At 55.9% G+C, this 22,953-nt stretch carries 21 protein-coding genes; 8 read left to right on the top strand and 13 right to left on the bottom strand.

The genetic code is table 11. The features are described from left to right. Positions 1–73: 73 nt before the first annotated feature. Positions 74–709, top strand: coding sequence for an ATP-dependent Clp protease proteolytic subunit (locus KRAC_RS59535; protein WP_007923492.1), 636 nt, complete (start codon positions 74–76; stop codon positions 707–709). Positions 710–897: 188 nt separating this feature from the next. Here the strand turns inward: KRAC_RS59535 and KRAC_RS59530 are convergent, their stop codons facing one another. From KRAC_RS59530 to KRAC_RS77960, 6 genes are all read right to left on the bottom strand, one after another. Further along, complete coding sequence (locus KRAC_RS59530; protein ID WP_007923490.1) at positions 898–1,710, bottom strand: family 16 glycosylhydrolase; 813 nt, start codon at positions 1,708–1,710, stop codon at positions 898–900. A 105-nt stretch (positions 1,711–1,815) separates the two neighbouring features. Next, positions 1,816–3,048 carry an ISAs1 family transposase gene (locus tag KRAC_RS59525; RefSeq protein WP_007923489.1) on the bottom strand — a complete coding sequence of 411 codons (1,233 nt, stop codon included), beginning with the start codon at positions 3,046–3,048 and terminating at the stop codon, positions 1,816–1,818. Between the two features lie 154 nt (positions 3,049–3,202). Continuing rightward, positions 3,203–4,210, bottom strand: coding sequence for a GAF domain-containing protein (locus tag KRAC_RS59520; RefSeq protein WP_007923488.1), 1,008 nt, complete (start codon positions 4,208–4,210; stop codon positions 3,203–3,205). Positions 4,211–4,383: 173 nt separating this feature from the next. Then, positions 4,384–5,253 (bottom strand): class I SAM-dependent methyltransferase, encoded by an 870-nt coding sequence (locus tag KRAC_RS59515; RefSeq protein ID WP_007923487.1) that lies wholly within the window; start codon positions 5,251–5,253, stop codon positions 4,384–4,386. Positions 5,254–5,364: 111 nt separating this feature from the next. Continuing rightward, positions 5,365–6,132 (bottom strand): 3-oxoacyl-[acyl-carrier-protein] reductase, encoded by a 768-nt coding sequence (gene fabG, locus KRAC_RS59510; RefSeq protein WP_007923486.1) that lies wholly within the window; start codon positions 6,130–6,132, stop codon positions 5,365–5,367. A gap of 209 nt (positions 6,133–6,341) precedes the next feature. Beyond that, complete coding sequence (locus tag KRAC_RS77960) at positions 6,342–7,685, bottom strand: pentapeptide repeat-containing protein (RefSeq protein ID WP_007923485.1); 1,344 nt, start codon at positions 7,683–7,685, stop codon at positions 6,342–6,344. Positions 7,686–8,114: 429 nt separating this feature from the next. Here KRAC_RS77960 and KRAC_RS59500 point away from each other — a divergent pair, with 429 nt between their 5' ends. Together KRAC_RS59500 and KRAC_RS73460 are read left to right on the top strand one after the other, a co-directional pair. Continuing rightward, positions 8,115–8,477 (top strand): gamma-butyrobetaine hydroxylase family protein, encoded by a 363-nt coding sequence (locus KRAC_RS59500; RefSeq protein ID WP_007923484.1) that lies wholly within the window; start codon positions 8,115–8,117, stop codon positions 8,475–8,477. Positions 8,478–8,634: 157 nt separating this feature from the next. After that, positions 8,635–8,799 (top strand): hypothetical protein, encoded by a 165-nt coding sequence (locus KRAC_RS73460; protein ID WP_007923483.1) that lies wholly within the window; start codon positions 8,635–8,637, stop codon positions 8,797–8,799. Between the two features lie 68 nt (positions 8,800–8,867). On the opposite strand, the gene KRAC_RS59495 is transcribed toward KRAC_RS73460, so the two are convergent. Next, the gene (locus KRAC_RS59495; RefSeq protein ID WP_007923482.1) at positions 8,868–9,704 is read right to left on the bottom strand and encodes an SDR family NAD(P)-dependent oxidoreductase; all 837 of its coding nucleotides are present in this window, start codon (positions 9,702–9,704) and stop codon (positions 8,868–8,870) included. A gap of 333 nt (positions 9,705–10,037) precedes the next feature. On the opposite strand from KRAC_RS59495, the gene ltaE reads away from it, so the two are divergent. Together ltaE and KRAC_RS59485 are read left to right on the top strand one after the other, a co-directional pair. Next, a complete protein-coding gene (gene ltaE, locus KRAC_RS59490; protein WP_007923481.1) occupies positions 10,038–11,105 on the top strand; it encodes a low-specificity L-threonine aldolase in 1,068 nt (355 codons plus the stop codon). A 164-nt stretch (positions 11,106–11,269) separates the two neighbouring features. Then, a complete protein-coding gene (locus KRAC_RS59485; RefSeq protein WP_007923480.1) occupies positions 11,270–12,391 on the top strand; it encodes a TDT family transporter in 1,122 nt (373 codons plus the stop codon). Positions 12,392–12,546: 155 nt separating this feature from the next. On the opposite strand, the gene KRAC_RS59480 is transcribed toward KRAC_RS59485, so the two are convergent. The 4 genes from KRAC_RS59480 to KRAC_RS59465 form a co-directional block, all read right to left on the bottom strand. Then, positions 12,547–13,275 carry an endonuclease III domain-containing protein gene (locus KRAC_RS59480; protein WP_007923479.1) on the bottom strand — a complete coding sequence of 243 codons (729 nt, stop codon included), beginning with the start codon at positions 13,273–13,275 and terminating at the stop codon, positions 12,547–12,549. Between the two features lie 239 nt (positions 13,276–13,514). Next, positions 13,515–14,345, bottom strand: coding sequence for an alpha/beta hydrolase (locus tag KRAC_RS59475; protein WP_007923478.1), 831 nt, complete (start codon positions 14,343–14,345; stop codon positions 13,515–13,517). Then, a complete protein-coding gene (locus tag KRAC_RS59470; RefSeq protein WP_007923477.1) occupies positions 14,345–15,235 on the bottom strand; it encodes an oxidoreductase in 891 nt (296 codons plus the stop codon). The genes KRAC_RS59475 and KRAC_RS59470 overlap by 1 nt, the downstream gene beginning before the upstream one ends. A gap of 134 nt (positions 15,236–15,369) precedes the next feature. Beyond that, the gene (locus KRAC_RS59465) at positions 15,370–18,540 is read right to left on the bottom strand and encodes a winged helix-turn-helix domain-containing protein (RefSeq protein ID WP_007923475.1); all 3,171 of its coding nucleotides are present in this window, start codon (positions 18,538–18,540) and stop codon (positions 15,370–15,372) included. 632 nt (positions 18,541–19,172) lie between these two features. Here KRAC_RS59465 and KRAC_RS59455 point away from each other — a divergent pair. From KRAC_RS59455 to KRAC_RS59445, 3 genes are all read left to right on the top strand, one after another. After that, the gene (locus KRAC_RS59455) at positions 19,173–19,802 is read left to right on the top strand and encodes a cyclodeaminase/cyclohydrolase family protein (protein WP_007923471.1); all 630 of its coding nucleotides are present in this window, start codon (positions 19,173–19,175) and stop codon (positions 19,800–19,802) included. Position 19,803: 1 nt separating this feature from the next. Further along, entirely contained in the window at positions 19,804–20,676 is an 873-nt protein-coding gene (locus KRAC_RS59450) for a bifunctional 5,10-methylenetetrahydrofolate dehydrogenase/5,10-methenyltetrahydrofolate cyclohydrolase (protein ID WP_007923468.1), read from the top strand. A 125-nt stretch (positions 20,677–20,801) separates the two neighbouring features. After that, positions 20,802–21,308 (top strand): NUDIX domain-containing protein, encoded by a 507-nt coding sequence (locus KRAC_RS59445; RefSeq protein WP_007923467.1) that lies wholly within the window; start codon positions 20,802–20,804, stop codon positions 21,306–21,308. On the opposite strand, the gene KRAC_RS59440 is transcribed toward KRAC_RS59445, so the two are convergent. Together KRAC_RS59440 and KRAC_RS59435 are read right to left on the bottom strand one after the other, a co-directional pair. Continuing rightward, the gene (locus KRAC_RS59440; protein ID WP_007923466.1) at positions 21,305–21,658 is read right to left on the bottom strand and encodes an antibiotic biosynthesis monooxygenase family protein; all 354 of its coding nucleotides are present in this window, start codon (positions 21,656–21,658) and stop codon (positions 21,305–21,307) included. The two genes, KRAC_RS59445 and KRAC_RS59440, sit on opposite strands and share 4 nt — an antisense overlap. A gap of 103 nt (positions 21,659–21,761) precedes the next feature. Continuing rightward, positions 21,762–22,940, bottom strand: a complete 1,179-nt coding sequence (locus tag KRAC_RS59435) for a zinc ribbon domain-containing protein (protein ID WP_007923465.1) — start codon at positions 22,938–22,940, stop codon at positions 21,762–21,764. Positions 22,941–22,953 lie beyond the last annotated feature (13 nt).

The following is a 22,953-nucleotide window of genomic DNA, read 5'->3' as shown; positions in this document are numbered from 1 at the left end:
AAGTCCAAGCAAGCTTGGATCCTACAATACACGCTCAAAGATATCACAACGTACGATAAAAGGAGAGAAACGCATGTCGAGTTTACTGGTTCCTACTGTACTGGAGAATACGCCACGCGGGGAGCGCGCCTATGACCTCTTCTCGCGCCTCTTGCGTGACCGCATTATCGTTGTCAATGGACCCATTGATGATACGATGTCGGGGCTGGTGGTAGCGCAGCTGCTCTACCTGGCGGCTGAGGATAGCAAGCGTGAAATCAATATGTATATCAACTCGCCAGGCGGCTCGATTAACGCGGGCCTGGGTATCTATGACACGATGCGGGTCCTGCCCTGCCCCATCTCGACGACGTGCGTGGGCTATGCGGCCAGTTTTGGTACCATTCTGCTGCTCGCGGGCGAGAAGGGGCGGCGTTTCTCGATGCCGCATGCGCGCATTCACCTGCACCAGCCCTTGATCTCGGGAAGCCTGAGCGGGCAGGCCTCGGATATTGATATTCACGCACGCGAGATCCTGCACCTGCGCAGCGAGATAAACGACATTATTCAGGAGCATAGCGGGCAGACGCTGGAGCGTATCCAGAAGGATACCAATCGTGATTTCTATATGAGTGCCGTCGAGGCCAAGGAATATGGCATCATCGATGATATCCTGACCTACGCCGAGAAGAAACTGCCGGAGCCGGAGGAGGAGCCCAAAAACAAGTAACTACTCGGTTCTTCTCTTTCTCAGCGTCTGCGACGCTTCGCGAGGGTCAGAGTGTATGGTGCCGGGCTGGCAGAGCCAGCCCGGCACCATACACTCTGACCCGGCGAGCCACGCTGTGGCGAGAAGTCCTGAAGAGCGCTACCATCGGTGTCGGTGGTGTCGACTGTAGAAATAGGAGAAAATCAGTTTTAGTGGCGCTCAATGTGGATAGAATCGATCTCAAACCACTCATCATCACAGGCGACCGTGCCAAAGCGTAGGATGCCGCGCGGGGTCGCGATGGCGTACTGGTTATCGAGCCAGGCGACAAAGCCGAGGGGTCGCGTGGGAGGATTGGGAGCGCGCAAGACAGGCTCGCCATCGACCCAGAACAGGGCGGCCTCTGGCGTCCATTCAATGACATAGGTGTGCCAGATTGTCATTGGCACGGAGAGCAACTGCTCCTGGGCGCCACTGAGGCGCTGGAGCCAGCGGCCAGCGGGACGAGTATTGCCGGTGGTCAAGCCCCACCCGGTCGCTAGGGCCGTGGGGAGGGTCGCGAGCAGGGAGCCTGGACGCATGCTATGGATGACCTGGGCCTTCCAGCCCCAGCCGGGAATGCCCGGTACCAGGGCCATATTCGAGGGGGGCGAGGCATAGAAGAACCAGACGGCCTCTGGCAGCATCAGGATATCTCCTCGGACCGAAAAGGGATAGTTCCAGAAGCCAAAGCCTGCTGTCCCGCGCAGGAGGTGTGGGTCGCGGCTGGTCGAGGCTGGAGTCGCGGCGGGATGTGATGAGCGGGCGCGCACCTCCATGCGCAGGGGCGGGTGCCAGGGGAAATCGCTGCGGGCCAGCGTGCCATAGTCATCTATCTGGGCGTCGGCATAGGTGCCCTGCGCGACAGCGGGAATAGCCATGCGTAGGACCGAATCCTCAAGTGTGAGGGCACCGGTTCCCAGGCAGGTTTGCGTCCAGCGTGAGTGGAGGGTCTGCGAGGTTTGTATAAAATCATCAATCACAATCGCCACCTTCTCCTAATGAGAGTGTCTATTTCCAGTGTAGTCTCTTCGCGAAAGAGCGTCAAGAAGAAAAAGAGTGTGCCAGGGCTTTTGGGTTTACCCGTATTACCGTGATAACTTGCCACACAGCAGTTGCAAGGCCTCGCGAGGCTGAGCACAAAAATGCCGCATAGCAGAGGCGACATTGTTGACCTGCAACCAATCCATCATGGCGAGTCCCCCTCCATTAAGGGCTGCTAACGCTGCTGGAGCCCCTGCCAAACGGACTTGAGAGGCATCTTCACCCATCGTCACATCACGCCGATAGTGTAGGCGGTTTTCAATACACCAATGGGCTTGCTGCAACTGGAGTAAGCGTGCTGCGTTGGCCAGACGAGGCGGCAGATTGGTGAGACCATAGACGATCTCCTCACGCACCTTCCCATCCTTTTGATGCGTCGTGTGCCTGCGCAACCGGAAGACCTGTGCCACACCTGCCCATTGCGGCTCAAACCAGTCATTCATCAGCGTGCTGCTCCACAGTTCTCTGATTTCCAGACGTCCATGCCCCTTTTGAACGCTCCTGGCATACTGCCACTGCTGACGGGGAGCGTCTTCTTCCTCAAAAAAGTCGCGGAGATCTTCATAGAGTTGTGGCTGATTCAGCTTGGCAATCAGCAGATAGTAGCCTCCATAGCGCTTAACCGCCGCACACCACTTTGTTTGCGTATGCATGGCATCGGCACTAATGATACGCCCTTTGACCAAGGCGGGATGCAACAAGGCCGCCGCCGCACTGATCTCATTTTCTTTGCTGCGAACCCCACGTTGGGCGAGGACAATGCCGCTTTGGCACTCATAGAGGCAGAGCAGATGGACAGGAGGCTGCTCACTGCTCTGGTGTCCTAAGGTTCCTCGCATCTGTTTGCCATCCATGGCTGTCTGAATGAGCGGCTTCTCTTGACCTGGCTTGGAAAGCCGACCAGATTCCTCACCGCAGTGCTCAACCGCTCTGGCTTTCAGCACAACACCAGCCAAGACGGTGGCAATCTCCTGGTCATTACACTGACTGAGTGCAAAGGTGTAGGTCGAATTCGTTGGAAAGCGCCTCGGCCAGCCCAAATAGCCCTGAAGCTGCTCCTTTCTCTCGTCAATCCACTCCACAATCCCGTGGATACTGCTCTCTCCTGCCAGCTTTCCTAACAGCAGCAGCGTCAATATCAACGGAAGGGGATAACGTCTCCCTCGTTTGCCACGTCGATCTTTCACCTGAGCAAAGGCGGCGTAGAAGGAGGTGGGATCCACGTGAAGCGCTTCGGGAAAGGCTTTTTTCATTTCGTCAGATATGGTAAGGTACATCCAAGGTCATTTCTCGCTTTCTTAGGGGTGTTTTGAGTTTTCCTAAGTGTCGCAAGAAATGACTTCTTTTTCACTCTTTTCGGGTAAACCAAAAAGCCCTGAGAGTGTGCAAGGTGTAGTGGGCATTCGCCCACCACACCTTGCACACTCTTTTTTAACCATCGCCGGAAAGGGTATGCTCAATGGCATAGTGCAGTAGTTGTTCTTCTAATTGGGAGCGTACGTGTTGCTCGGCCTCGTTCTTATTGGCGGGCTGGTTGCGGCTGGAGGCCTCCATCATCATCCGGCGGGTCAGGTCATTGAAGTGGGCGAAGAGGGGCCTCTGGGCTTTCTGTGGTGGCATAACGTGTAGCGCGATCTGGGCAGGCTCATAGAACTCTTCAGGCGAGAAGAGCATGGCTGTCAGGTCGGCATATTTTTGTAGCAGGGTGAGACGATTTTGCGCGTTGAAATAGTTGTATTGCGTGCTCGCGGCTGAGAGGACGCCCGCGATACGTCCGGCGTAGAGGATGGGAAAGATGGCGCAGCTTTTCTCGTATTCGGAGTAGGCGACGGGGACGAGCGTATTTTCCGCCGTAAGATCGTTCACGACCTTGTAGTGAAAGACGGTTACGACATGGCCGGCCAGGGATTCGGCGCCTAGGAACATCCCATCGTGCTCCAGGTTCTCCTTCCAGGGAGGCGTACCGATGCCCTCACTCTCATAGAGGCTGAGGACCTGCTGAGAGGGTTCGGCTGGGGGCATACAGCGGGCAATCCACAGGCTCATGCCCAGGCGGTTAGGATCGAGCTGAGTCAGAGCATTTTGCAGAATCTGGTTACAGAGCGTCCAGTAGTACAGGTTCTCGGCCACGGAGGCGCGAGTTTTAAAGAGTTCTATATAGAACTCAGGAGGGATATTGAGAGGCGTATCATCTTCGATGGGGTTGGCAAATTCGCCCATGCCTTTCTCGTCGCGCAGTAAAGAGAGAATTTGCTCGCGATATTGGGGATAGAGATTGAGGAATTGATAGAGCTTGTTGGCACGAGGAAAGGTTTCGCCGCTGAGCCAGCGCGAAAGTGTAATGGATTTGATATTCAGTGTGGCGAGGATGCGCTGTCTCTCCCTGGGGTCCTGAGTAATTTCTGCCAGAATATCACGCCAGCTTTGTTTCTCTTGCATTTTTTGACCCTATACTTTACATAAAAAGGGCATGCATCATTCTGGTTATAATAGCAGCTTGCAGGCAGAAAGTCAATTTTTATGATGTTGTGGGTTAAGTTATGGAGATGGGGATGTGGTCTGGAAAGGCCGCAGACCTTTCCAGACCACATCCCCATCCTCCATAGCTTAACCTATTTTTTGATGCCAACCATTTGGAGCCAGTTACGTGGCACCTCTTGTAGCTCCAACTCCTCGCCAGCCTGGTAGACAGCGACTTCAAGTGCGCGTGCACCGTAGGCCAGGGGAATCCCGGGAAGGGCGCCATCGATGAAGAGCCAGTACTGACCAAGATCGCGCCAGGCGTCGAGCGAAATAATGGCGGTATCCTGCACCATATCTAGCTTGCCGAAGCCACTCTCCTGGTAGATCTGGACATAGTCGTCGCTCGTCACCCATTGCATGGCAGCGGCCTTGGCCTCGCGTGAGAGGCGCACGTCGGGATGTTCCTGGCGGAGCCAGGCCACGGCGCGCCGTGTCCAGAGGCGATAGAAGCGCTCGGTACCGGGCACATAGGTGCCAGTATAGAACGCGCTATTACAGGCGAAGATGCCCTGGGGAGCAAGAATAGAGGCGACTTGCTTGAATGCAGAGAGTTTATCGGTAAGCAGGTGGATGGCATTGCAGAAGAATGCGGCGTTGGCATTTTGAATTAGCTTGGGGAGATCTTCAGACTCGCCTTGAATAAATTTCACATCGGCGGGTAGACCCATTTGATCTACACCTTTTTGAGCCCTGCGCAGCGCCTCGGCTGAAGGATCGACGCCGATCAGGCGCAACTGCGAGAGCTTGCCCTGGCGTTCCATCTCTTCAATGATCAGGCGTGAGACCGCGCCTGTGCCACAGGCCATGTCCACGATGGTCACTGGCGCGCCTGTATCCTGTTGGGACAGGTGTGCCAGTGCCTGGCGTACGAGTCCGCGGTTCACCTCTGTATAAAAGGGGTGTGCAGCGAAAGGCTCGAAGGTAAATTTATTTGTCTCCTCGGTTTCAATTAAGCCCATGAGTATAGCCTCCTTAAAAAAACACCAAAAAGGACTGGTTGCTTTATTAAGAAGTTTAGAGCGCTCCCGAGGTTAAAAAGTTTCAGCTTTTAGCGAATGTAAGCGAATGTATTAGATATGCATTGCCATACCGCCATCGACGTTGAGAATCTGGCCCGTGATGAAGCTAGCATCAGGCGAGCAGAGGAAGGTGATTGCCGCGGCAATCTCGTCTGGTGTGCCGAAGCGTCCGAGAGGCGTGGTATCGATCATGAATTTCCGTTGGGCCTCGGTGAGTGTCGAGGTCAGTTCGGTGGGAACAAAGCCCGGGGCGACCACGTTGGCTGTAATATTGCGGCTGGCCATCTCGCGGGCGGTACTGAGCGTAAGGGCGATGATACCGGCCTTGGAGGAGCTATAGTTGGCCTGGCCCGCGTTGCCTAGCAGGCCTGAGATGGAGGCGACATTGACGATACGGCCCCAGCGTGCCTTCATCATGGAGCGTAGCACGGCCCTGGTGCAGAGGAAGGTTGAACGCAGGTTGCTATTGATGACATGCTCAAAGTCGGCGGCAGACATCTGAAGGATCAGTTTATCGCGGGTGGTGCCGGCGTTATTCACGAGAATTGTCACAGGACCCAGGGCCTCAGTAGCTTCAGCGAAGAGGCGGGTTACGTCTTCTTCCTGGCTGACATTGGCCTGGATGGCGACGCAGCGACGCCCTAACTCCTCTATACTAGCTTTCGTTTCAGCTGCTGTGCTGGCATTGCTGCGATAGTTCACGATAATGTCGGCACCGGCCTGGGCGAGACGTAACGCGGTAGCGCGGCCAATGCCCTGGCCGCTGCCCGTAACGAGCGCGATTTTTCCGCTGAGGGGGAGTGCTTGTTCGTTTGCCATACTGCTTCTATTCCTCTTTAAAAAAGTGTTGCTATTCGCCATTCACTGCTGTGTGCCAGAAGTGGGACGTAACGTTAGCAAGTGTACCACATTTCGTCTATACATGTGCTTCTCAGGGGGGGCCGCAGAAGAGAATAGCAAAAAAAGTGGGGTGAGGCAAGGCCCAACGCGTATGCATGTACGCGCTGGGCCTTGCCTTTTGTTTATGATTAATGTTCGGTGGATTTCTGATTGTCGTTGGTGAGGCGGGAGCCGTGGGCGACGACTTCCTTGGTTTCTGGCTCTGGCTCGGTTTCAGGCAGCGCGGCGGCTTGTAGGTCCAGCAGACTGCTGCCGGAGAGGTGAGGCGAGAGCGCTGAAGGCTCGCCTGCCGGGACATAGGAATCGCTGTCCTCTGTCTCTGGTAAAGAGTCTGGAAGCAGAGCGTAGCCGCGGGAGGATTGGCTTAAGAATGAATTATCGGGTGCAGGCGCTGTCTCTGGCTGAGCCTGTGCTTCTGCTGGCTGAGCCGAGACGGTCTCCTCCTGGTGAAGTTCCTGGGCTGGCTGTTCAGGTGGGAGAACAGGCGTTGCCACATCAATGTAGGCCAGCCACTCTGAGGCATCCATGCCTGGGGCGTTGTCTTGCAGGCTCTCTTGCTCTGGTGTGGTCTCTGGGGCAGGCTTCGCGGCAGGCATGGGGGTAATTGGTGGCGTTACTGCTGGAATGATCTCGGTCCTATGAGGCATGGACGCCTTCTTGCTGATGGCGCGCATATTGGTCAGGGTGGCGCCGCTATCTCTGAGCTGCTCTTCCTGAGTGGTATTGATGAGATCGCTCAGTGTGCTATCATCATAGATGGCGGTGCGAAGCTGTTCCACGGTGAGGTTGCGGGCGTTAAGCAGGTTGGCACCGATCAGGTTGGTTTTATAGAGGTCAGCGGCCAGGAAGTTAACGCCGTTTAGATTGGCGCCGCGCAGGTCGGTATGGGTCAGATTGGCGCCGGAGAGATCGGATTCCTGGAGATCGGCCTCTTTCAGGTTCGCCCAGGAGAAGTCGGCCATAAAGCACTTAGTGGTGCGTAAGATAGTTTGACTGAGATTAGCGTGTCCCAAATAGCGTGAGGAGAGGTCGCGCCCGGAGAGGTTGGCGCCACTGAGATTGACATGTTGCCAGCGGGGAGTGGATTTGCCTGACTGGTCCTGCTTTACCGGTAGCGGAACATCTTCGATGCGGGGGATGCGGGCCAGTTCGTATTCGGCACGTGCCTGTTTTGTGGAGGCTTCAAAGGCGTGGCGTAGCTCGTCGCGCTGCTGGCGCTCGAATTTCTCCAGGGTGTTCCAGGCGTTCTGTAGCTGCTGTATCTGGGCCTGGATGCGATGTTCCACTTCAGTGAGGTGTTTTTCTTGTTCAGCGCGCCAATCTTGCTGACGAGTATTCTGGGATTTCTCCCAGATTTCTTGTTGTGCCTGTACCTGCTCGGAGGCCTGTCGTAGATTTTGCTGTGCCCGGTAAGCGAGCACGAGCGCCACGATGGCAATGATGAGGCTCACAATGGCTAACACGATTTCCATATACACCTTGCTCCGTAATTGATACTAGTTTGAAACGATCCCTACGTCAGTTCGCGCTATTTTGTTCTTATTTTGTGAGTTGTGCTGGCGCTTGTGAAGCAATAAACCAGGCTGAAAGGCTTTGTATGCGAGTTTGCGGTTTACTATGCGCGTGCATGGTGCGTTTTTTTGCCTGTCCTTCAGTATAATATAACCTTCGACCGCGCGGTTTCTGGGTCGTAAAGAGTACTATGCGTCGGCATGACTTTCTGTTTTTGACATATGCTTGAGAAGGGATGAGACGCACCAGGGAAATTGTTTTCTCTGATAGACCAGAGAGGCTGAAAAACATTATAATAAGGCCTGTGTAAAGAGGGAATAAAGTATCCTCCTTTGGGTACTATTGGTTTAGCTCAAAGGTCAATTCTGGCCACTTGACGGAGTGTTTATATGATGAATAACTACCTTGTACCGGTCTCCTTCTTGCTTGATGAGGAGAAACGGCAATTGATTTTAACCTGGAGTGATGAGCACGAGAGCCTGCATAACTGGGAAACGCTGCGCTGGGCCTGTCCCTGCGCGTGGTGTGCGGGTGAAGGCGGACAGCCTGGAATGCTCCAGAGTCGGCAGAGCCTGACGAGCGAGGAGACCACCCTGGACAACTTGCAGCCAGTCGGGCGCTATGGCCTGACACCGATATGGGAGGACGGCCATAAAACAGGTATTTATACCTTCGAGAAGCTCAGGGCCATGTGTGAATGCGATGAGTGCAAGAAAAATGCATCTCAGGCAGAACGCTACCCCAAAAGGTAATACCCACGTTAATGTCAATAATCCTTCTCGTTATATGTAGTATGCGCACCATTTGCGCGCGTGAAGAAGGATGTTTCTTGCGGAAAGCAGAAAACGTATGCTTAACCGCGAGAAGCGTGGCACGGATGTTGTCACTACATTTGTATGAGGTGCAAGGATGACGATAGGGACTGAAAGTAAACGAGAGGCGGTAGCCGCGATCAGACCCTCGCGGCGTCGCCATCTGTATGTGTCGGGATTGGTACTTCGTATTTTGATTGCCCTGTTGGTAAGTTGGGCATTGGTGATGCTCTTCTTCGGGGCTGCCGCTATCTCGCACTAATCATTAAAAGTAGAGGCACGGCAGAGGCATTGCCTGCCGTGCTCTGATCGTGGTGGTGAGGCGTTTTTTTACCGCGCTTCGCTGCTCGCCTGGCTGGCTTGCTGCTGTTGCTGGTGAAAGGCCATCCCCATCAACTGCTCGGCCTTGCGCTCGTCGTCCTTCATCAGTTGGAGCGCGAAGGCGATATCCTGGTTGGGTGCCAGGGTGAGGTCGGCCTGTCCCTCCTGCACAGCTTTGACAATCTCGGCCGCGACCATGTCGGGTGTCAGCAGGATCTCAATGTTCATATTGAAGCCAGCCTCCTGCTGGAGCATCGGGGTATCCACCCAGGCTGGATAGACAGTGGTGACATCAATGCCGCTGCCGAAGAGTTCCGCGCGCAAGGCCGAGGAGAAGCCACGTACCGCCCACTTGCTGGCGACATAGCCGCTGAGCTGTGGTGGTGGTAACTTGCCCGCGACTGAGCTAATGAGGACATACTGTCCGCTGCCCTGCTGGCGCATAAAGGGGAGCGCGGCGCGTACCGCGTGATAGGTCCCCATGAAATTAATGTCCATCAGGCGCTGCATCTCCGCTCCACTAAATTCATCGACCGGGCCGCCGCGCCCGATGCCCGCGCTTGTCACTACAAGGTCAATATGACCATTTACCTGGGCCGCGCGCTGCATCAGCGCCTGTACCCGAGCCTCATCGGTGACATCGAGGGCAAAGGTTACAATCTGCCTGTCGCTGGCCTCCTGGCTGGTGCGTAACTCCTGGGCCGCCGCCTCCAGGGCTTGCTCATTGATATCGGCGATGACGATATGCGATCCACGGGTATAGAGGGCGTGCGCCGTTGCTTTGCCAATGCCGCTCGCGCCGCCTGTGACGACCGCGACAGCTCCTGAGAACTCCTTGAGGGTCATTGATCCGCTCCTCTCAATTGTAAGGTACAAAATAGCCAAAAAGAGGTAGTGTATTCTGCTTTGATCTTATCCCCTGGCTGCTTTGCTTGTCAAACAAGCCGCTCTCTTTTATGCACTCCTCAGCACCTGCGGTGCTTCGCATTGTTTGTATTGTGATGTGGTGCCAGGCGACCGAAGGTCGCCTGGCACCACATCACAATACAAACAGGTTGTTCCCAAAGATGGTTGGGCAGGTTGTTCCCAAAGACGGTTGGACAGGTTGTTCCCGAAGATGGTTGAGGCATATACTAGGGGGGTAATGTCATTATCTAGAGTTGGAGGAGCAAGAAAATAATGCTTGTTGATTTGCGTAGTGATACAGTGACCCAGCCGACGCAGGAGATGCGCGAGGCGATGTACCGCGCTGAGGTTGGCGATGATGTCTATGATGAAGACCCTACTATACATCGCCTGCAAGAGCTGGCGGCCGAGATGACGGGGAAAGAGGCGGCGCTCTTCGTGCCAACGGGAACGATGGGCAATGCCATTGCTGTGTTGACGCATGCCGGGCGCGGGCAGGCGGTGATGGTGGGTGATGAGTCGCATATTTATCACTATGAAGCGGGTGGAGCCTCGACCCTGGGTGGCTCGCCCATGTATGTCGTGCCCACGCATGCCTCGGGAATGCTGGACCTGGAGCGGGTACGCGATGGGATCGCGGGGCTGGCAGATCCCCATGTCTCGCCCACAGGACTGATCTGTGTGGAGAACACACATAACCGCTGTGGTGGGACGGTGCTGACCGTTGAGCAGCTTGCGTCGCTTGCGGACCTCGCTCACGCGCACAATATCCCTGTGCATATGGATGGAGCGCGTCTCTTTAACGCCGCTGTAGCCCTGGACCAGCCTGTGCGCGAGCTAGCGCGACCGGTGGACTCACTGATGTTCTGTCTCTCCAAGGGGCTGAGCGCGCCTGTGGGTTCGCTGCTGGTGGGTAGCAAAGACTTTATTCGGCGTGCGCTCCGCACGCGCAAACTGCTGGGTGGTGGCATGCGCCAGGCAGGCTTCCTGGCCGCGGCGGGCATTGTGGCCCTGGAGCAGATGGTTGAGCGCCTGGCGGATGACCATGCGCGCTGTAAGCGCCTGGCGCTGGCCCTGGCCGATATGCCACAGGTCGAGGTCTCCCCAGAGAAGACGGTGACCAACATGGTCATCTTCCGCCTGCGCGATCAACAGGGCGCGGCGCTAGATGCCACTGAGACCCAGCGCTTTATCCAGGCTGCGCGTGAGCAGGGCGTGTTGATGGGCCAGTCGGGCGCGGGCCGCGTGCGCGCCGTGACACATTATGGCATCGAAGACGAGCATATTGAGGCGGCCATCCAGGGCATACGCCAGGCTTTACGTGATGTAATGCCTGCTTAATCGAGGTGAAAGCCAGCTCTACTGGGAGTGCCTCCGCCAGTAGAGCTGGCTTTCGTTTGGATGCCTGGCTTTTCTACCTTCGTACACTGTGTATAGAGTGGTAGAGACTAATGCTCCTGCTCTTGAGTGTAACTGGTAGTGTTTAAAGGGAGGCTATTAGACTGATGAGCGTTAAACGCAGTCAGCCTTGTTCAGAAGTATCAAGTATTCGTGTTTTGCCCATTCTCCATTGGCTTACTACGGCTATTGAGAATATAACTCCTAGCTGGTTCTCTTGCGTTATGGGAACTGGCATCTTAGCGATCTGTATGACGCTTTCCCCGGTGGAAATTCCTCTGATTGAATATGCCGCTCTTGGGCTTTGGATTGTTGACGTTGTGCTCTTTGTGTTCCTGCTCCTGATATGGGGACTTCATCATACTCGTTACCCTGTTCTTAAGGGCCGTCGTTTGCATAGCTTTATCTACGCGCAAAGCCTTGGCGCTCCTCCAATGGCTTGCTTTACCATCGCAAGCGGTTTTATGCTCATCGGCCAGGAGGTATTAGATCCCTCTCTATGTGTGCTAGTAGCGCAGATACTCTGGGTGTGTGGGGTCTTAGGAAGCCTGTTCTCAGCCGTTGTTGTGCCCTATTTTATGTTTACACATCATAATCTGAATGCTGAGCAGACCTATGGTAGCTGGCTCTTGCCTGTCGTGCCGCTGATTGGAGCCGCTGTTCCCAGTGCTATGCTTGTAAAGTACTGGCCTACTTCCCTGCACCTGGAAATACTTATGCTTAATTATGTACTCTGGGGAACTGGAATGGTTTTGGCCGCGATTGTGATTGTGTTGTTTTATTCTCGCCTGGTGTATCACAAGGTTCCGCAAGGCGCATTGGTGCCAACCCTCTGGCTTGTAATTGGTCCATTAGGGCAATCTACAACAGCCATTCTCGCCCTTGGGAAACAGGCCAGGAATCACCTCCCCTCCTTTGCTGACATTCTTCAGGGGGGTGGGGTAGCTTATGGCCTGGTGGCCTGGGGCTTTGGCCTGTACTGGCTCGCCCTGGCCATTATGATGACGCTACGCGCCGCCCGCGTGCATCTCCCATTTAATTTGAGTTGGTGGTCCTTCATTTATCCCCTTGGCGTCATGACCACTGGAACCTATGCTTTGTATGAACATGTCCCAACATACCTCTTTATGGGCTGTGGCCTGGTGCTTTTATTCCTGCTTACGGTTCTCTGGCTGGTAGTCTCAACCTGGACTGTGTATCATATTTCGAAGTGCCTTCGGCGCTCTTAGATGAGTTAGTACGTTACCGCATTTCATCTATGGTATGACCACAGTGCTGGTATATGAAGCATTTACGCACAAATAAATGTCTGCGCGCCTGATAGTATGCCCTGGCAAGATGAGGTGAATAGCTCAATTTGTTCATCTCATCTTGCCAGGGTGCTTTATTTGGTGGGGAGCATTGTCTCCTGGGGATTGACGCTGCCCGCGTAGGCGCACTCAGAGAGCAGCGGACACTGTGGACACTTAGGGCGCTGGGCATGGCAGATGGTGCGCCCGTGGCGGATCAGGTTTACATGCAAGGTGTAGGCCCATTCTGGTGGGAGCGCTTTGAGGAAGATGGTATGGGCCTGGTCGGCGCTGACCTTGGGACCGATCAGTCCCAGGCGATGCGTCAGGCGGTGCAGGTGGGTATCAATGGGCATAAGAGGTCGGCCCATATTAAAGAGAAGCACACAGGCTGCGGTCTTGGGTCCCACGCCTGGCATCTGCTGGAGATAGCGCCAGGCTTCCTCCAGTGGCTGCCCTTTGAGTTCATCTTGCAGAAATGCGGAAAGTGAGCGCGTATCTCCCTTCGCTCTCTGCCACTCGCTGAGCGTATGGAGCGCACTTTGAATGCGGGGCGCTTTTACATTGGCAAGGCCGCCACTCTTGATGGCCTCGGCTACCTCGTGGGTGGGGGCGTCACGAACCTCCTCCCAGGTGGAAAACCGCTCTATCAACTGATGGTAGGCGCGTCCTGAGTTGATGTCAGAGGTGTGTTGTGAGAGAATTGTTCCTACTAGTCCGCCCAGGGGATCATGGTCTGGCTCCCAGGCTGGTTCTCCATAATAGCCAATCAGTAGATCATAAACGCGCTCTAAATGCTCCAGAGCGCCAGGCGTGATACCCATACTTCTTACCCCTTATTCTCTATTTTTTTTACTCACTCTACAGACGAGCGACGGGGCTTTTTGGGTCTATGTCAGGGAAAAATGATTGTTTTGTTGTCTCTATTCAGGACTTCTCGCCACTACGTGGCTCGCCAGGTCAGGGGATGTGACGCTTCGCCAGCCTGGCACCACATCCCCTGACCTGACGAAGCGTCACATCCCCTGACCCGGCGAAGTGTCACAGGCGTTGAGAACAGTTCCTACAAAAAGTATGCGCTGACTGCCCTGGCAACTTCCTGGGGGCCAGTTTTATTGAGTCCAAAGTGGTCGAGGGCTGGAAACTTCCGCGTTTCAACGTGCTGGAAGACTGCTGCGAGTCGCTTCATGCTTGTGTCCGCCTGCGGAGTATTGCCTTTGCCGCCATGCATGAGCAGGACACTTGCAGCTATTTCCCGGTAATTTTTATAGCTGTTGTCCAGGTGTGCTACTTCTTTGTGTTCACTCAGATTTTCCTGGAGGAGGCTCAGGATGGTCTTGAGCTCGTGAGATTTCATGAAAAGCGGCAGCATGCGCTTCATGAGCCAGGGTGGTGTTTTGCGCGCGGACTCCGGCCCCATGGCGAGGGTAAACTCGACAAAAGCATCTAGTTTCTTGTTCTCGGCCAGCTTCTTTTCGTAGCCAGGTATCCAGCCTGCTGGGATGGACCCGTCGATGGAGACACCGGGTTCGTAGACGGCTACTCTGGTGAATGCCTGGTTGTTGCGGGCTGATTCCAGGGCGACAAGCCCGCCAAAGCTATGGCCGACGAGCAGGGATGCATTGGTTTGGCGCTGCAGCGCGAGTACATCCTCGCACTCTTTTTTAATACTGTAATCGCTGCCCTGTGGTCCGCTCTGGCCGCGCCCACGTCGTTCCATGGTGTGAACAGTGAAGTGCTCGGCCAGAGCACGCGCGAAGGCAGTATAGTCACGGGCCAGCGAGAGCGCGCCTGGTACCACAATCACTGCTGGCCCGCTGCCCACGCTTAGATAGCTAATCGTGGTTCCATCCTGAGAAAGCACAGTGCTGGTGTTCTCTATCGCAGTGTTCATTATAACGACTCCTTTGGGGTGGTTGGGAAGGCGGTGGCGATGGAGGTGGCTTCCCAGGTTTTCCATTCCTGGGAAACTTCGTCCAGTTTTTTGCGCATCATCTCCAGGGCATCAGCTCCCAAGGCCAGGCGCAAGGGCGGCTGGGGATGCTCTACAACCTTGAGGATCGCAGCTGCGGCCAGGGCTGGATCGCCTGGTTCATGCCCGTGGATGTTCTTCGTGGTGTAGTCAAGCACCATACCGCTGGTCTGCGCATAGTCCTCGATTTTGCGCTCCGCCACCTTTAGCGAGCGACCGGTAAAGTCTGTGCGAAACAACCCGGGTTCAATGATAGTCAGGTGAATGCCCAGCGGCGCTATTTCCTGGGCCAGCGCGTCGGATAGCCCTTCTACTGCGCGCTTACTGGCGTTGTACATGCCCATTCCCATGAAGCTGACAAAACCGCCAATTGAGGACATCATCAGAATATGCCCGCGTCGTTGAGCGCGCAGGATGGGCAGAGCCGCGCGGGTAACGTTGAGGAGCCCGAAGACATTGGTCTCGAACTGCTGGCGTACCTCAAGCGCTGAGGTTTCTTCGATAGCTCCAAAGAGACCATAGCCGGCGTTGTTGACCAGCACGTCGATCTGCCCGAATCGCTCCATGGCTTGCGTAACTGCCTCCTGGCATTGGGCCTCGTTGGTAACATCCAGCGCGAGTGTGAGCAACTGCTCGGGAGAAGGGGCGCTCAGGCTCTGGAGTTGTTCCAGATGGCGCGCGGTCGCTACCAGGCGATCCCCATGAGCCAGGACGGCCTCAGCTAGGGCTCGTCCAAAGCCGGTGGAACTTCCGGTGATGAACCATATGCGAGAAGACGAAGAGTTTATCGCTTTATCATGTGTCTGAAACACTGTTTTTCCTCTGCTCTACTAAACTGTCAATTGTCAGATGTGCTTTCGCATCACTGACCAGAGTATAGTGGGCAAAGGGGGAGCCGCGCGCCGCCCGACTGGGTAGTTGGGCGGGTGGTTGTGAGTGGGTGTTGTTAGATCAATTTCAGGCGACTGGCGGCTGCGCTAGCTTCGATGCGGCTGTTGACGTCGAGTTTGCGGTAAATGCTTTTGACATGGCCCTTGACGGTGTTGACGGAAATGATCAGCGTTTCGGCGATTTCGGGGTTGCTACGCCCGGCGGCGAGGAGGGCGAGCACGCGCTGTTCCTGTGTGGAGAGTGGTTCGAACAGCGTGCTGTCCGGGCTGCTGGTCTGAGGCGAGAAGGGGTGAGCAAAGGCGTGGAGGATGCTCTGAGTCCAGGCGCGCAGGGGTTTCTCTGTAAGGGAAGGCAGGAGTTCGCGCAGGAGGGTCTCCACTTCTTCGCCTTCATCAAGGAAGAGGCGCAGGAAGCCCTCGCCACGCGCCTGCACGAGGACGAGGGTGAGTTGCTGGTTACTCTCCGGCCCCTGTTTGAGGGAGGCATGGGCGAGCGCGATGAGGAGCTGAATTTCCAGTATTCTCAACATGTGTTGGCCCTCTTGAGCGCGACTAAGAAGCTGCACAAGCTGAGGTAGAGCGGTCGCTGCCTCTCCATGGGCCAGGAGCAGGCGCGCGTTGAGGAGGTCGATGGACTGCTGTTGCAGTGGGGTGAACTTCTGTCCAGAGCTGGTGAGCTCGTCAAGCGTGTGTTCTGCAGTCTGGAAGGCACCATTGTGAATCTGTACACGTGCTTGCCAGAGGAGGACATCGGAAACAAGCTGGCGCGTGTGGGTGGCTGCTTGTAGGTGTACGATAAGAGCGGAGAGCGCTGTCTGTGCCTCGGTCTCTTTCCCACGCGCGCGCAGGAGGAGGAGCCGTAAGAGTTCTAGCTGTGTGCGCACGGCTTCCTCTCCCACGGGGAAATCGCCCTGGGAGTGGTGTCGATGAGATGCCTCGCGGGCCAGTTGCTCCGCCCTGTCAAGCTCGTTCCACGCGTAGGCAATGCGAATGAATCCGCACGCAACTTGTATGCGAAAAATATCCTCGCCGGTCTCATTTGGCCAGGGAGGTTCGGCCAATGCTTGCCGGTAATAGGAGTCGGCCTGGTGCAATTCGCCCATTTCAAGAGACACGTCGCCTAGCATGTGCCCAATGACGCGGGCGAAGACACGGTCCTCGACGCGCAGACTGAGGGTATAGCCTGCAAGGAGATGCTGGCGGGCACTGGCAAAAGCGCCAGCCTGCATGGATTCCATGCCCAATGTGAGCAGGCAGCCGCAGTGCCATTCGATCCACTCCGCTGGTCGCTGCTGGTATGCTTGTTCAGGGCTGGTGGGCAGGAGGTGGAGTGCGGAACGCGCATAGGTGACGGCAGGCGCGACAAAGCCGTGAATGATGGTAAAGGTCGCGCGAAAGGCATAGAGAATGCCGATCTGGAGCATATCTCCCTGTGCGCGCCAGCCCTTTTCCGCCAGTTGGAGCAGGTCTTCGGCTGGCTCGATGCGCCAGATCCCACCTGGATGCTTTTCGGTGAAGATGCGCGCCTGGGCGAGGAGGAAGCAGAGGACAGGGTGCGCGGCCAGAAGGTTTTGTGGTATCTGTTCCAGCCAGCGGCGCATGGTATGGTACTCGTTGGAGTAGGCATGCTCGTTGAGGTTTTCGATCAGTCGCCCGGCTCGCTCGAAGTCTTGCGCGAACAGGGCGGCCTCGATGGCTTCCGCGAGCATGGCATGTTCTTCATACCAGGAGCTGGCGTGCGCCGACAGTTCGCGCAGCGTCCCGGTTCCTAAACGGCGCTCTGCCTCGGCTCGCATGGCCTCGGCGAAGAGGGTGTGATAGCGATACCACTCGCCAGCATTGTCCAGTGCATCGAGAAAGAATCCATTGCGCGCTACCATCTCTAGCCACTCAGCACCATCATGTCTGCCTGTCAGCGCATCACACAGCGAGCCGCTCAGACGACCAAGCAGGCTAGTCTGGAGCAAAAAGAGCTGGAGCGGCTCCGGCTGGGCGGCAAGTACTTCGCTCAGGAAAAACTCCTGGATTGGGCGATGAGCGCGCTCAACTGTGGAGTTTTCGCTCAGTTGTTTGAGCGCAGCCTTGATTGCCTGGGGTGTTCTCTGGCTTTGTAGGCTCAAGGCCAGCAGGCGCAGACCAGCAGCCCAGCCCTCCAGTTGCGTATAGAGCGTGTGCAGGAACTCCTCGGCGAGTGCCTGTTGGAGGAATTGCTGGAGAAAGAGCGTCGTTTCCTCCAGGGAGAAACGCAATTGGGAGGTCTGGATCTCCAGCAGGTGCCCATGGGCGCGCCAGCGCACTAGTGGAAGTGGTGGTAGGCTGCGTGTCAGGATGATGACATGGAGCGAGGCTGGCAGGTTCTCGATGAAAAAGGCCAGCGTTTCGTGGATCTGAGCGTGCTCAATCAGATGATAATCCTCTAAAACCACTACGCCCTCCTGGACAAAGCGGCTCAGATCGTTGAGCAGAAACGCGAGCGCCGCCTGCAATGGCGCCTGCGTGAAAGGTTGTCGGGCACTCTGGGAGAGCTGTCCCAGGGCCGTCTGGCCGATTTGCTCGTCAGAAAGCTGGCAGGCAGCGATCAGCGTTGACCAGAAGCGCAGTGGATCGTTATCGCCCACTTCAAGCGAAAGCCAGGCCGCAAACAGAGGAGCCTGCGCCTGGCGACGCGCTAGCCAGCGGCTGACCAGCGTGGTCTTGCCAAAGCCAACTGGAGCGTGCACGAGGGTTAACTTTTGCTGTCGGCTGCCATCTAACAGCGCCAGCAGAGGAGCACGTTCGACCAGTTGGGCTGGTAGGCGCGGGGGCCGTAGCCGTGTCTCCAGCAGCGGAGTGGCCGCCTGATGCAAGCCTTCCCCGTGTGTAGCCAGAGGTTTTGCCCCAGAGGGTTCTTCACTCGCTTTCTCCTCGCTTGCTATCCTTGATGAAAGCGCCTGTGCGATCTCCTGAAGCCGCGCTAGCGTCAGATCCTCCCCTTTGCCCATGTATGCGCGATACAGCTTGCCCTGGTGTTTGCGATACGCCTTCCAGTACCACCCACCGCGCCCGCTGCCAGATCCCTCCTTGCGTGCCGTATAGCTGCCCTCTGGTGCATGAAAAGCAAAGAGCGTCGAGCGCTCTCTTCCCACCCACTCAAACCATGCCGCCGACCCAACAGCAATCTCAATCGCCCGCTTGCCTTCATGAGTCACAAGGGTGTTCTTCTCAATGGTAGGTGTTGATCGCGTCATGCGTCTCTCTCTTCGCCACCTGTTTATTAACTGCTAAACGCAAAGTTCCCTAACAGTATAGCATACTTGTGAGGGAACTTTATGTTTAGCTGCTGAGCCAGCATAATCTTCTTGCCGATCTTATCGCCAGGCAGCTCCGAAGGGGTCCGGAGGATGGCGTACGAGAGAAATATCCTAAAAAAGATGCTACGTTTTGGTGCTCTCTGCGATGACAATCATAGAGAGTATTCTCCCACTTCTATTGTCAAGGATGAGATTCATGCAGATATCACCGAGAGCGTTGCTCTTTTATTGTGTGCGCATCATGTGTCTTATCCCAGAGAAGGTCTCGATGGACGAATCAGCGTCGAACAATACACGGCTTGATGCTATCGCACATCGCTCTTAACTGGTGGGTATCCTATGTTGGTATCATGGAGGAAGAGAGGTGTAAACTCTCTTATTGAGGTTCCTCCAGTTTTGTGTGCGCTGGGTAGTACTGCCGGGTAGTGGCGTATGGTGGCGAACTGGAGAGCCTGACAGTGGTCATGCGCTCTCGACGGCTTGCGGAACGCGATGCTAGAATGGAGAGTGGAAATTTCCAAGCCCCGCGAGTGTTGAAAAAGATATTATTACCTATGAGGGTAGAACATATGTATTTAGACAAGACACTACAGCAATATTTAGATGACCTGGCCTCCGCGCAGCCTACGCCAGGTGGCGGCTCCGCCTCGGCGCTGACCGGAGCGATGGGCGCGAGCCTGGCATGTATGGTGGCGCGGCTCACCGTAGGCAAGGCCGATTATACAGTGGTCCAGCAAGAGATTGGCGACCTGATCGAACAGGGCGAGGGCCTGCGCGCTCGCTTTCAGGAGTTGATGCGCCTGGATATTGAGGCCTATGGCAAGCTTTCAAGCTGCTTTAAGATGCCACGCGGGACCAGCGAAGAGAAAGAGGCGCGCCAACAGGCCGTACAGGGTGCGCTTGTCGAGGCGGCTCTGGTGCCACTAGAGATGGTCGAGCGCGCGCTTGAGCTTGCGCGCTGCTGCAAGCGCGTCGCCGAGATCGGCAACAAAAATGTGCTCAGCGATATTGCGACCGCGACGTCGCTGGCCCTGGCCACAGGGAACGGAGCAGCCTGGATGGTCAATGTCAACATTACCTCCCTGAAGGATGCAGACAAGGCTCAGGAGTTGCAGGGACGGCTAGATGGCGCGCTGGGACAGATTACGGAAGAGGCGCTAGGGGTCAATCGCGCAATTGAGGAGAGAGGTGCTAAGTAGCATGACGGCAACTGTACTTGATGGAAAGAAACTGAGTGCGGAGATTAAAACTGAACTGAAAGAGGAGGTGCAGCGCTTTCAGCAGACCTATCAGCGTGCGCCGGGCCTGGTAGTAGTACGCGTGGAGGGTGACGCGGCCTCGGGCGTTTATACCAAGGCCATCCTGCGTATCGCCAAAGAGTTGGGCGTGGAGGCACGCCTGGAGCTTCTGCCTGCGGATACAACCACCGAGGGTCTGCGCGATGCGCTTTTGCGCCTGAATAGCGATCCAGCCATGCATGGCGTGATTGTGCAGATGCCGCTGCCAGAGCATCTCTCTCAGCGCCTGGTGGCTGAGACACTCGCGGCCGAGAAGGATATCGATGGCATTAGCCTCCAGAGTGCTGGCAACCTGGCGTTGGGGTTCCCCAGCTTCCATCCCTCGACCGCCGCGGCTGTGGTGGAAATCCTTGAGCGCACCCAGACGCCCATTGAGGGGAAGCGCGTAGTCATACTGGGGCGCAGCAATGTTGTTGGCAAGCCACTGGCCCTGATGCTCTTGCAGCGCAACGCGACCGTGACGATCTGTCACTCGCGTACGCAGAATTTACGCGAAGTTATGCGTGAAAGTGATATCCTGATTGTGGCTGTCGGACGTCCTACTATGGTAAAGGCGGAAATGGTTCGGCCTGGAGCAACAGTCATTGACGTTGGCACCAACGCGCTCCCAGAGGGTGGAATTGTGGGTGATGTAGACTATGCCTCGGTGAGCGCGGTGGCTGGCGCGCTGACTCCAGTGCCCGGAGGTGTCGGACCATTGACCAATGTAATGCTGATGAAGCAGTGCATCGAGGCAGCCTGGCGACAGGAGCGCGAGCGAGCGCGATCTCGCTAAGCCAAGTCAGCTTTCGTATATGAGGATCGCACCTTTACTCTGAGTTCCCCCTCATGTGGTAGGAGGGCCTTGCAAGGCGGCAAGCCCTCCTACCTTTTTGTTTTGCTATGCAAGGAATAAAGGGAATGAATGCTATATTAGTGAGATTATGGAATTTGCTGAAAATAGGGACATTGCAGTGGTATCTCCTCTGGTTTATGCACCATAAATATATCGTCGGCGTCTCGGGCGTGATTTTCAATGAGCAGGGGGAGATCTTATTGCTGCGTCATCGTTTCTGGCGTGAGGGGTCCTGGGGCCTGCCAGGAGGTTACGCCGAACATGGTGAGTCGCTTGAGGAGACGGTCTGCCGCGAGGTGCGCGAGGAGACAGGCTATGAAGTGGAGATAGAGCGTGTCTTGCGCCTGGTCAGCGGCTATAAATTACGTATGGAGGTTAGCTTCGTTGGACGCCTGATGGGAGGCGAGCGCAGGCTGGATGCACGGGAGATCATCGAGGCGCGGTTTTTTGCTCCCGTTGATCTCCCTACTGGTTTGATACGCTCACATCAACATCTCATCTCAATGGCGCTCGCGGGCGAAGGGGGCGAGCGGAGCGTCGTCTCCCTTCATCCGACCTTTCCCAGGCGTTAGATGCCTGATGCGTGTGGTGTGTGCTCCTCGACGTGGTCGATGTAGGCGACTTCGTAGAGGGTGGGCTCGGCCTTCGTGGCGATCTGCATCACCTGCTGCATATGCTCACGGGCCTTAGGATTGTTCAGCATGGCCTCAAAGTAGGCCTGGCTGCGCCATTGTGCATAGTTGGTGACTTTGGTCCCATCCAGACTCTTGTGAATGTTTGCCGATATATAGCCAGGCTGCTTGTTGATAATGGTGGCCGTGATATGGGCCAGAAAATCAACAAGCTCCTGCTGGCGCCCTGGCTCGACTGTGAAGACATTGATCAAGGTCACCAGTTGTTGCTCTGTGTGAATGATTGTCATGGGCTACTTCCTCTCCCCTGCGATTATTATGAAGTTCTTATCTCTAGTATGTGCTCCATGTGTGACAGCCGTATGTCAGTAGCTCGATTTTTACTTCGCTTTGTCACTGTACTGGTGGGTGCCTTTGCGAGCGGCGCGCGGCGCGTAGGCGCATAATGCTCTCGCGTAGGGAGAGGGGCGAGGGGACATCCGCCTGACCACGGGGGACATCCAGGGCGGGCGCGGCCTCCGCTCGTTGGCGTTCAAGCCAGCTCCGACGCCATTTCTCTGTGGCCTCGCTGGCAGCCTTCAGGCTAAACGAAGGCTGCTGCGCAAGGTCTGGCACGGCTATGATCGCCGTGGGCAGGTCCGCGATGGAGAGATCCATGCTTGCAGGGGCTGGCGGATATGTCTCTGGTATGTGAGATGCCTGTATAAGTGGCTGAGGCGTCTCGGGAAGCTGAGGGAAGGCCATCCCTTGCGTATAGACGCTAGCCTGAATATTGTCTGGGAAGGAAAGCGCGTTGAGCATGCTCTCTGCTGCTTGCTTGGTTACCGCATCTGGCATGGCAGGCTGGGAAAAGAGTAGGTCTGAGCTCTCTCCTGTGTCCAGTAGGAAGGCCATTGGTGCCTGTTGGTGTGAGATGAGTCTTGCCCCCTTTTCTGGCGGTGCTGAAGGGAGAGGGGCAGAGCCGGTTCCCTGATCCAGGCTGTTGTTCGTGAAGGCCGTGTCGATAGGTTGAAAGGGAAGCATATCATATGCTTGCAAATGTGCAGGTGCGGATGTGGTGACGTTGGACCCTGCCTCACGGCTTGTCCCAAATACATATGAGTTGGGTTCTGGTAGGGGAGAGAGGGGCGAATGCGGATTTATCGAGGAGGGAGGAAGCTCCTCGTGATATGCGCTCGTTGGGGTGTGCCACTGGACGCCTGAGGGCGGAGGCGTATTGCTACGTACAGGCGCGAGTTGTTCTAAGAGTGAGGCGAGGGTCTGCGCTTCCGGCGTTGAGTGAAGATCCAGGGAAGGCGCCGTGGGTTTAGCTGGCACCAGCGTATCAACGGGATGGGGGCTGGCGGACGCCGGAGACAGCTCTGGTAGCGGTCGGCTGGGATGGGGGTGGAAGCCACACGCCCGGCATGTGGCGTCATCAACTGGAAGCTCGGTGCCGCATCTGGGGCAAGGAAAGACAAAGTGTTCTGCATGTTGTTTGGAGAGTTGGAAACTCATGCGACGAAACGTTCCACTGCGTCCACCAAACTTACCACCTGATGTTGTCTGCTGTTGTGTTTTCTCTTCAAACATAAATAGAAAACCT

It is taken from the genome of Ktedonobacter racemifer DSM 44963, assembly GCF_000178855.1.
In the GTDB taxonomy this organism is placed as follows: domain Bacteria; phylum Chloroflexota; class Ktedonobacteria; order Ktedonobacterales; family Ktedonobacteraceae; genus Ktedonobacter; species Ktedonobacter racemifer.
Note: the sequence above shows the minus strand (reverse complement) of the source record. Positions and strands in the feature narration are given on the sequence as shown.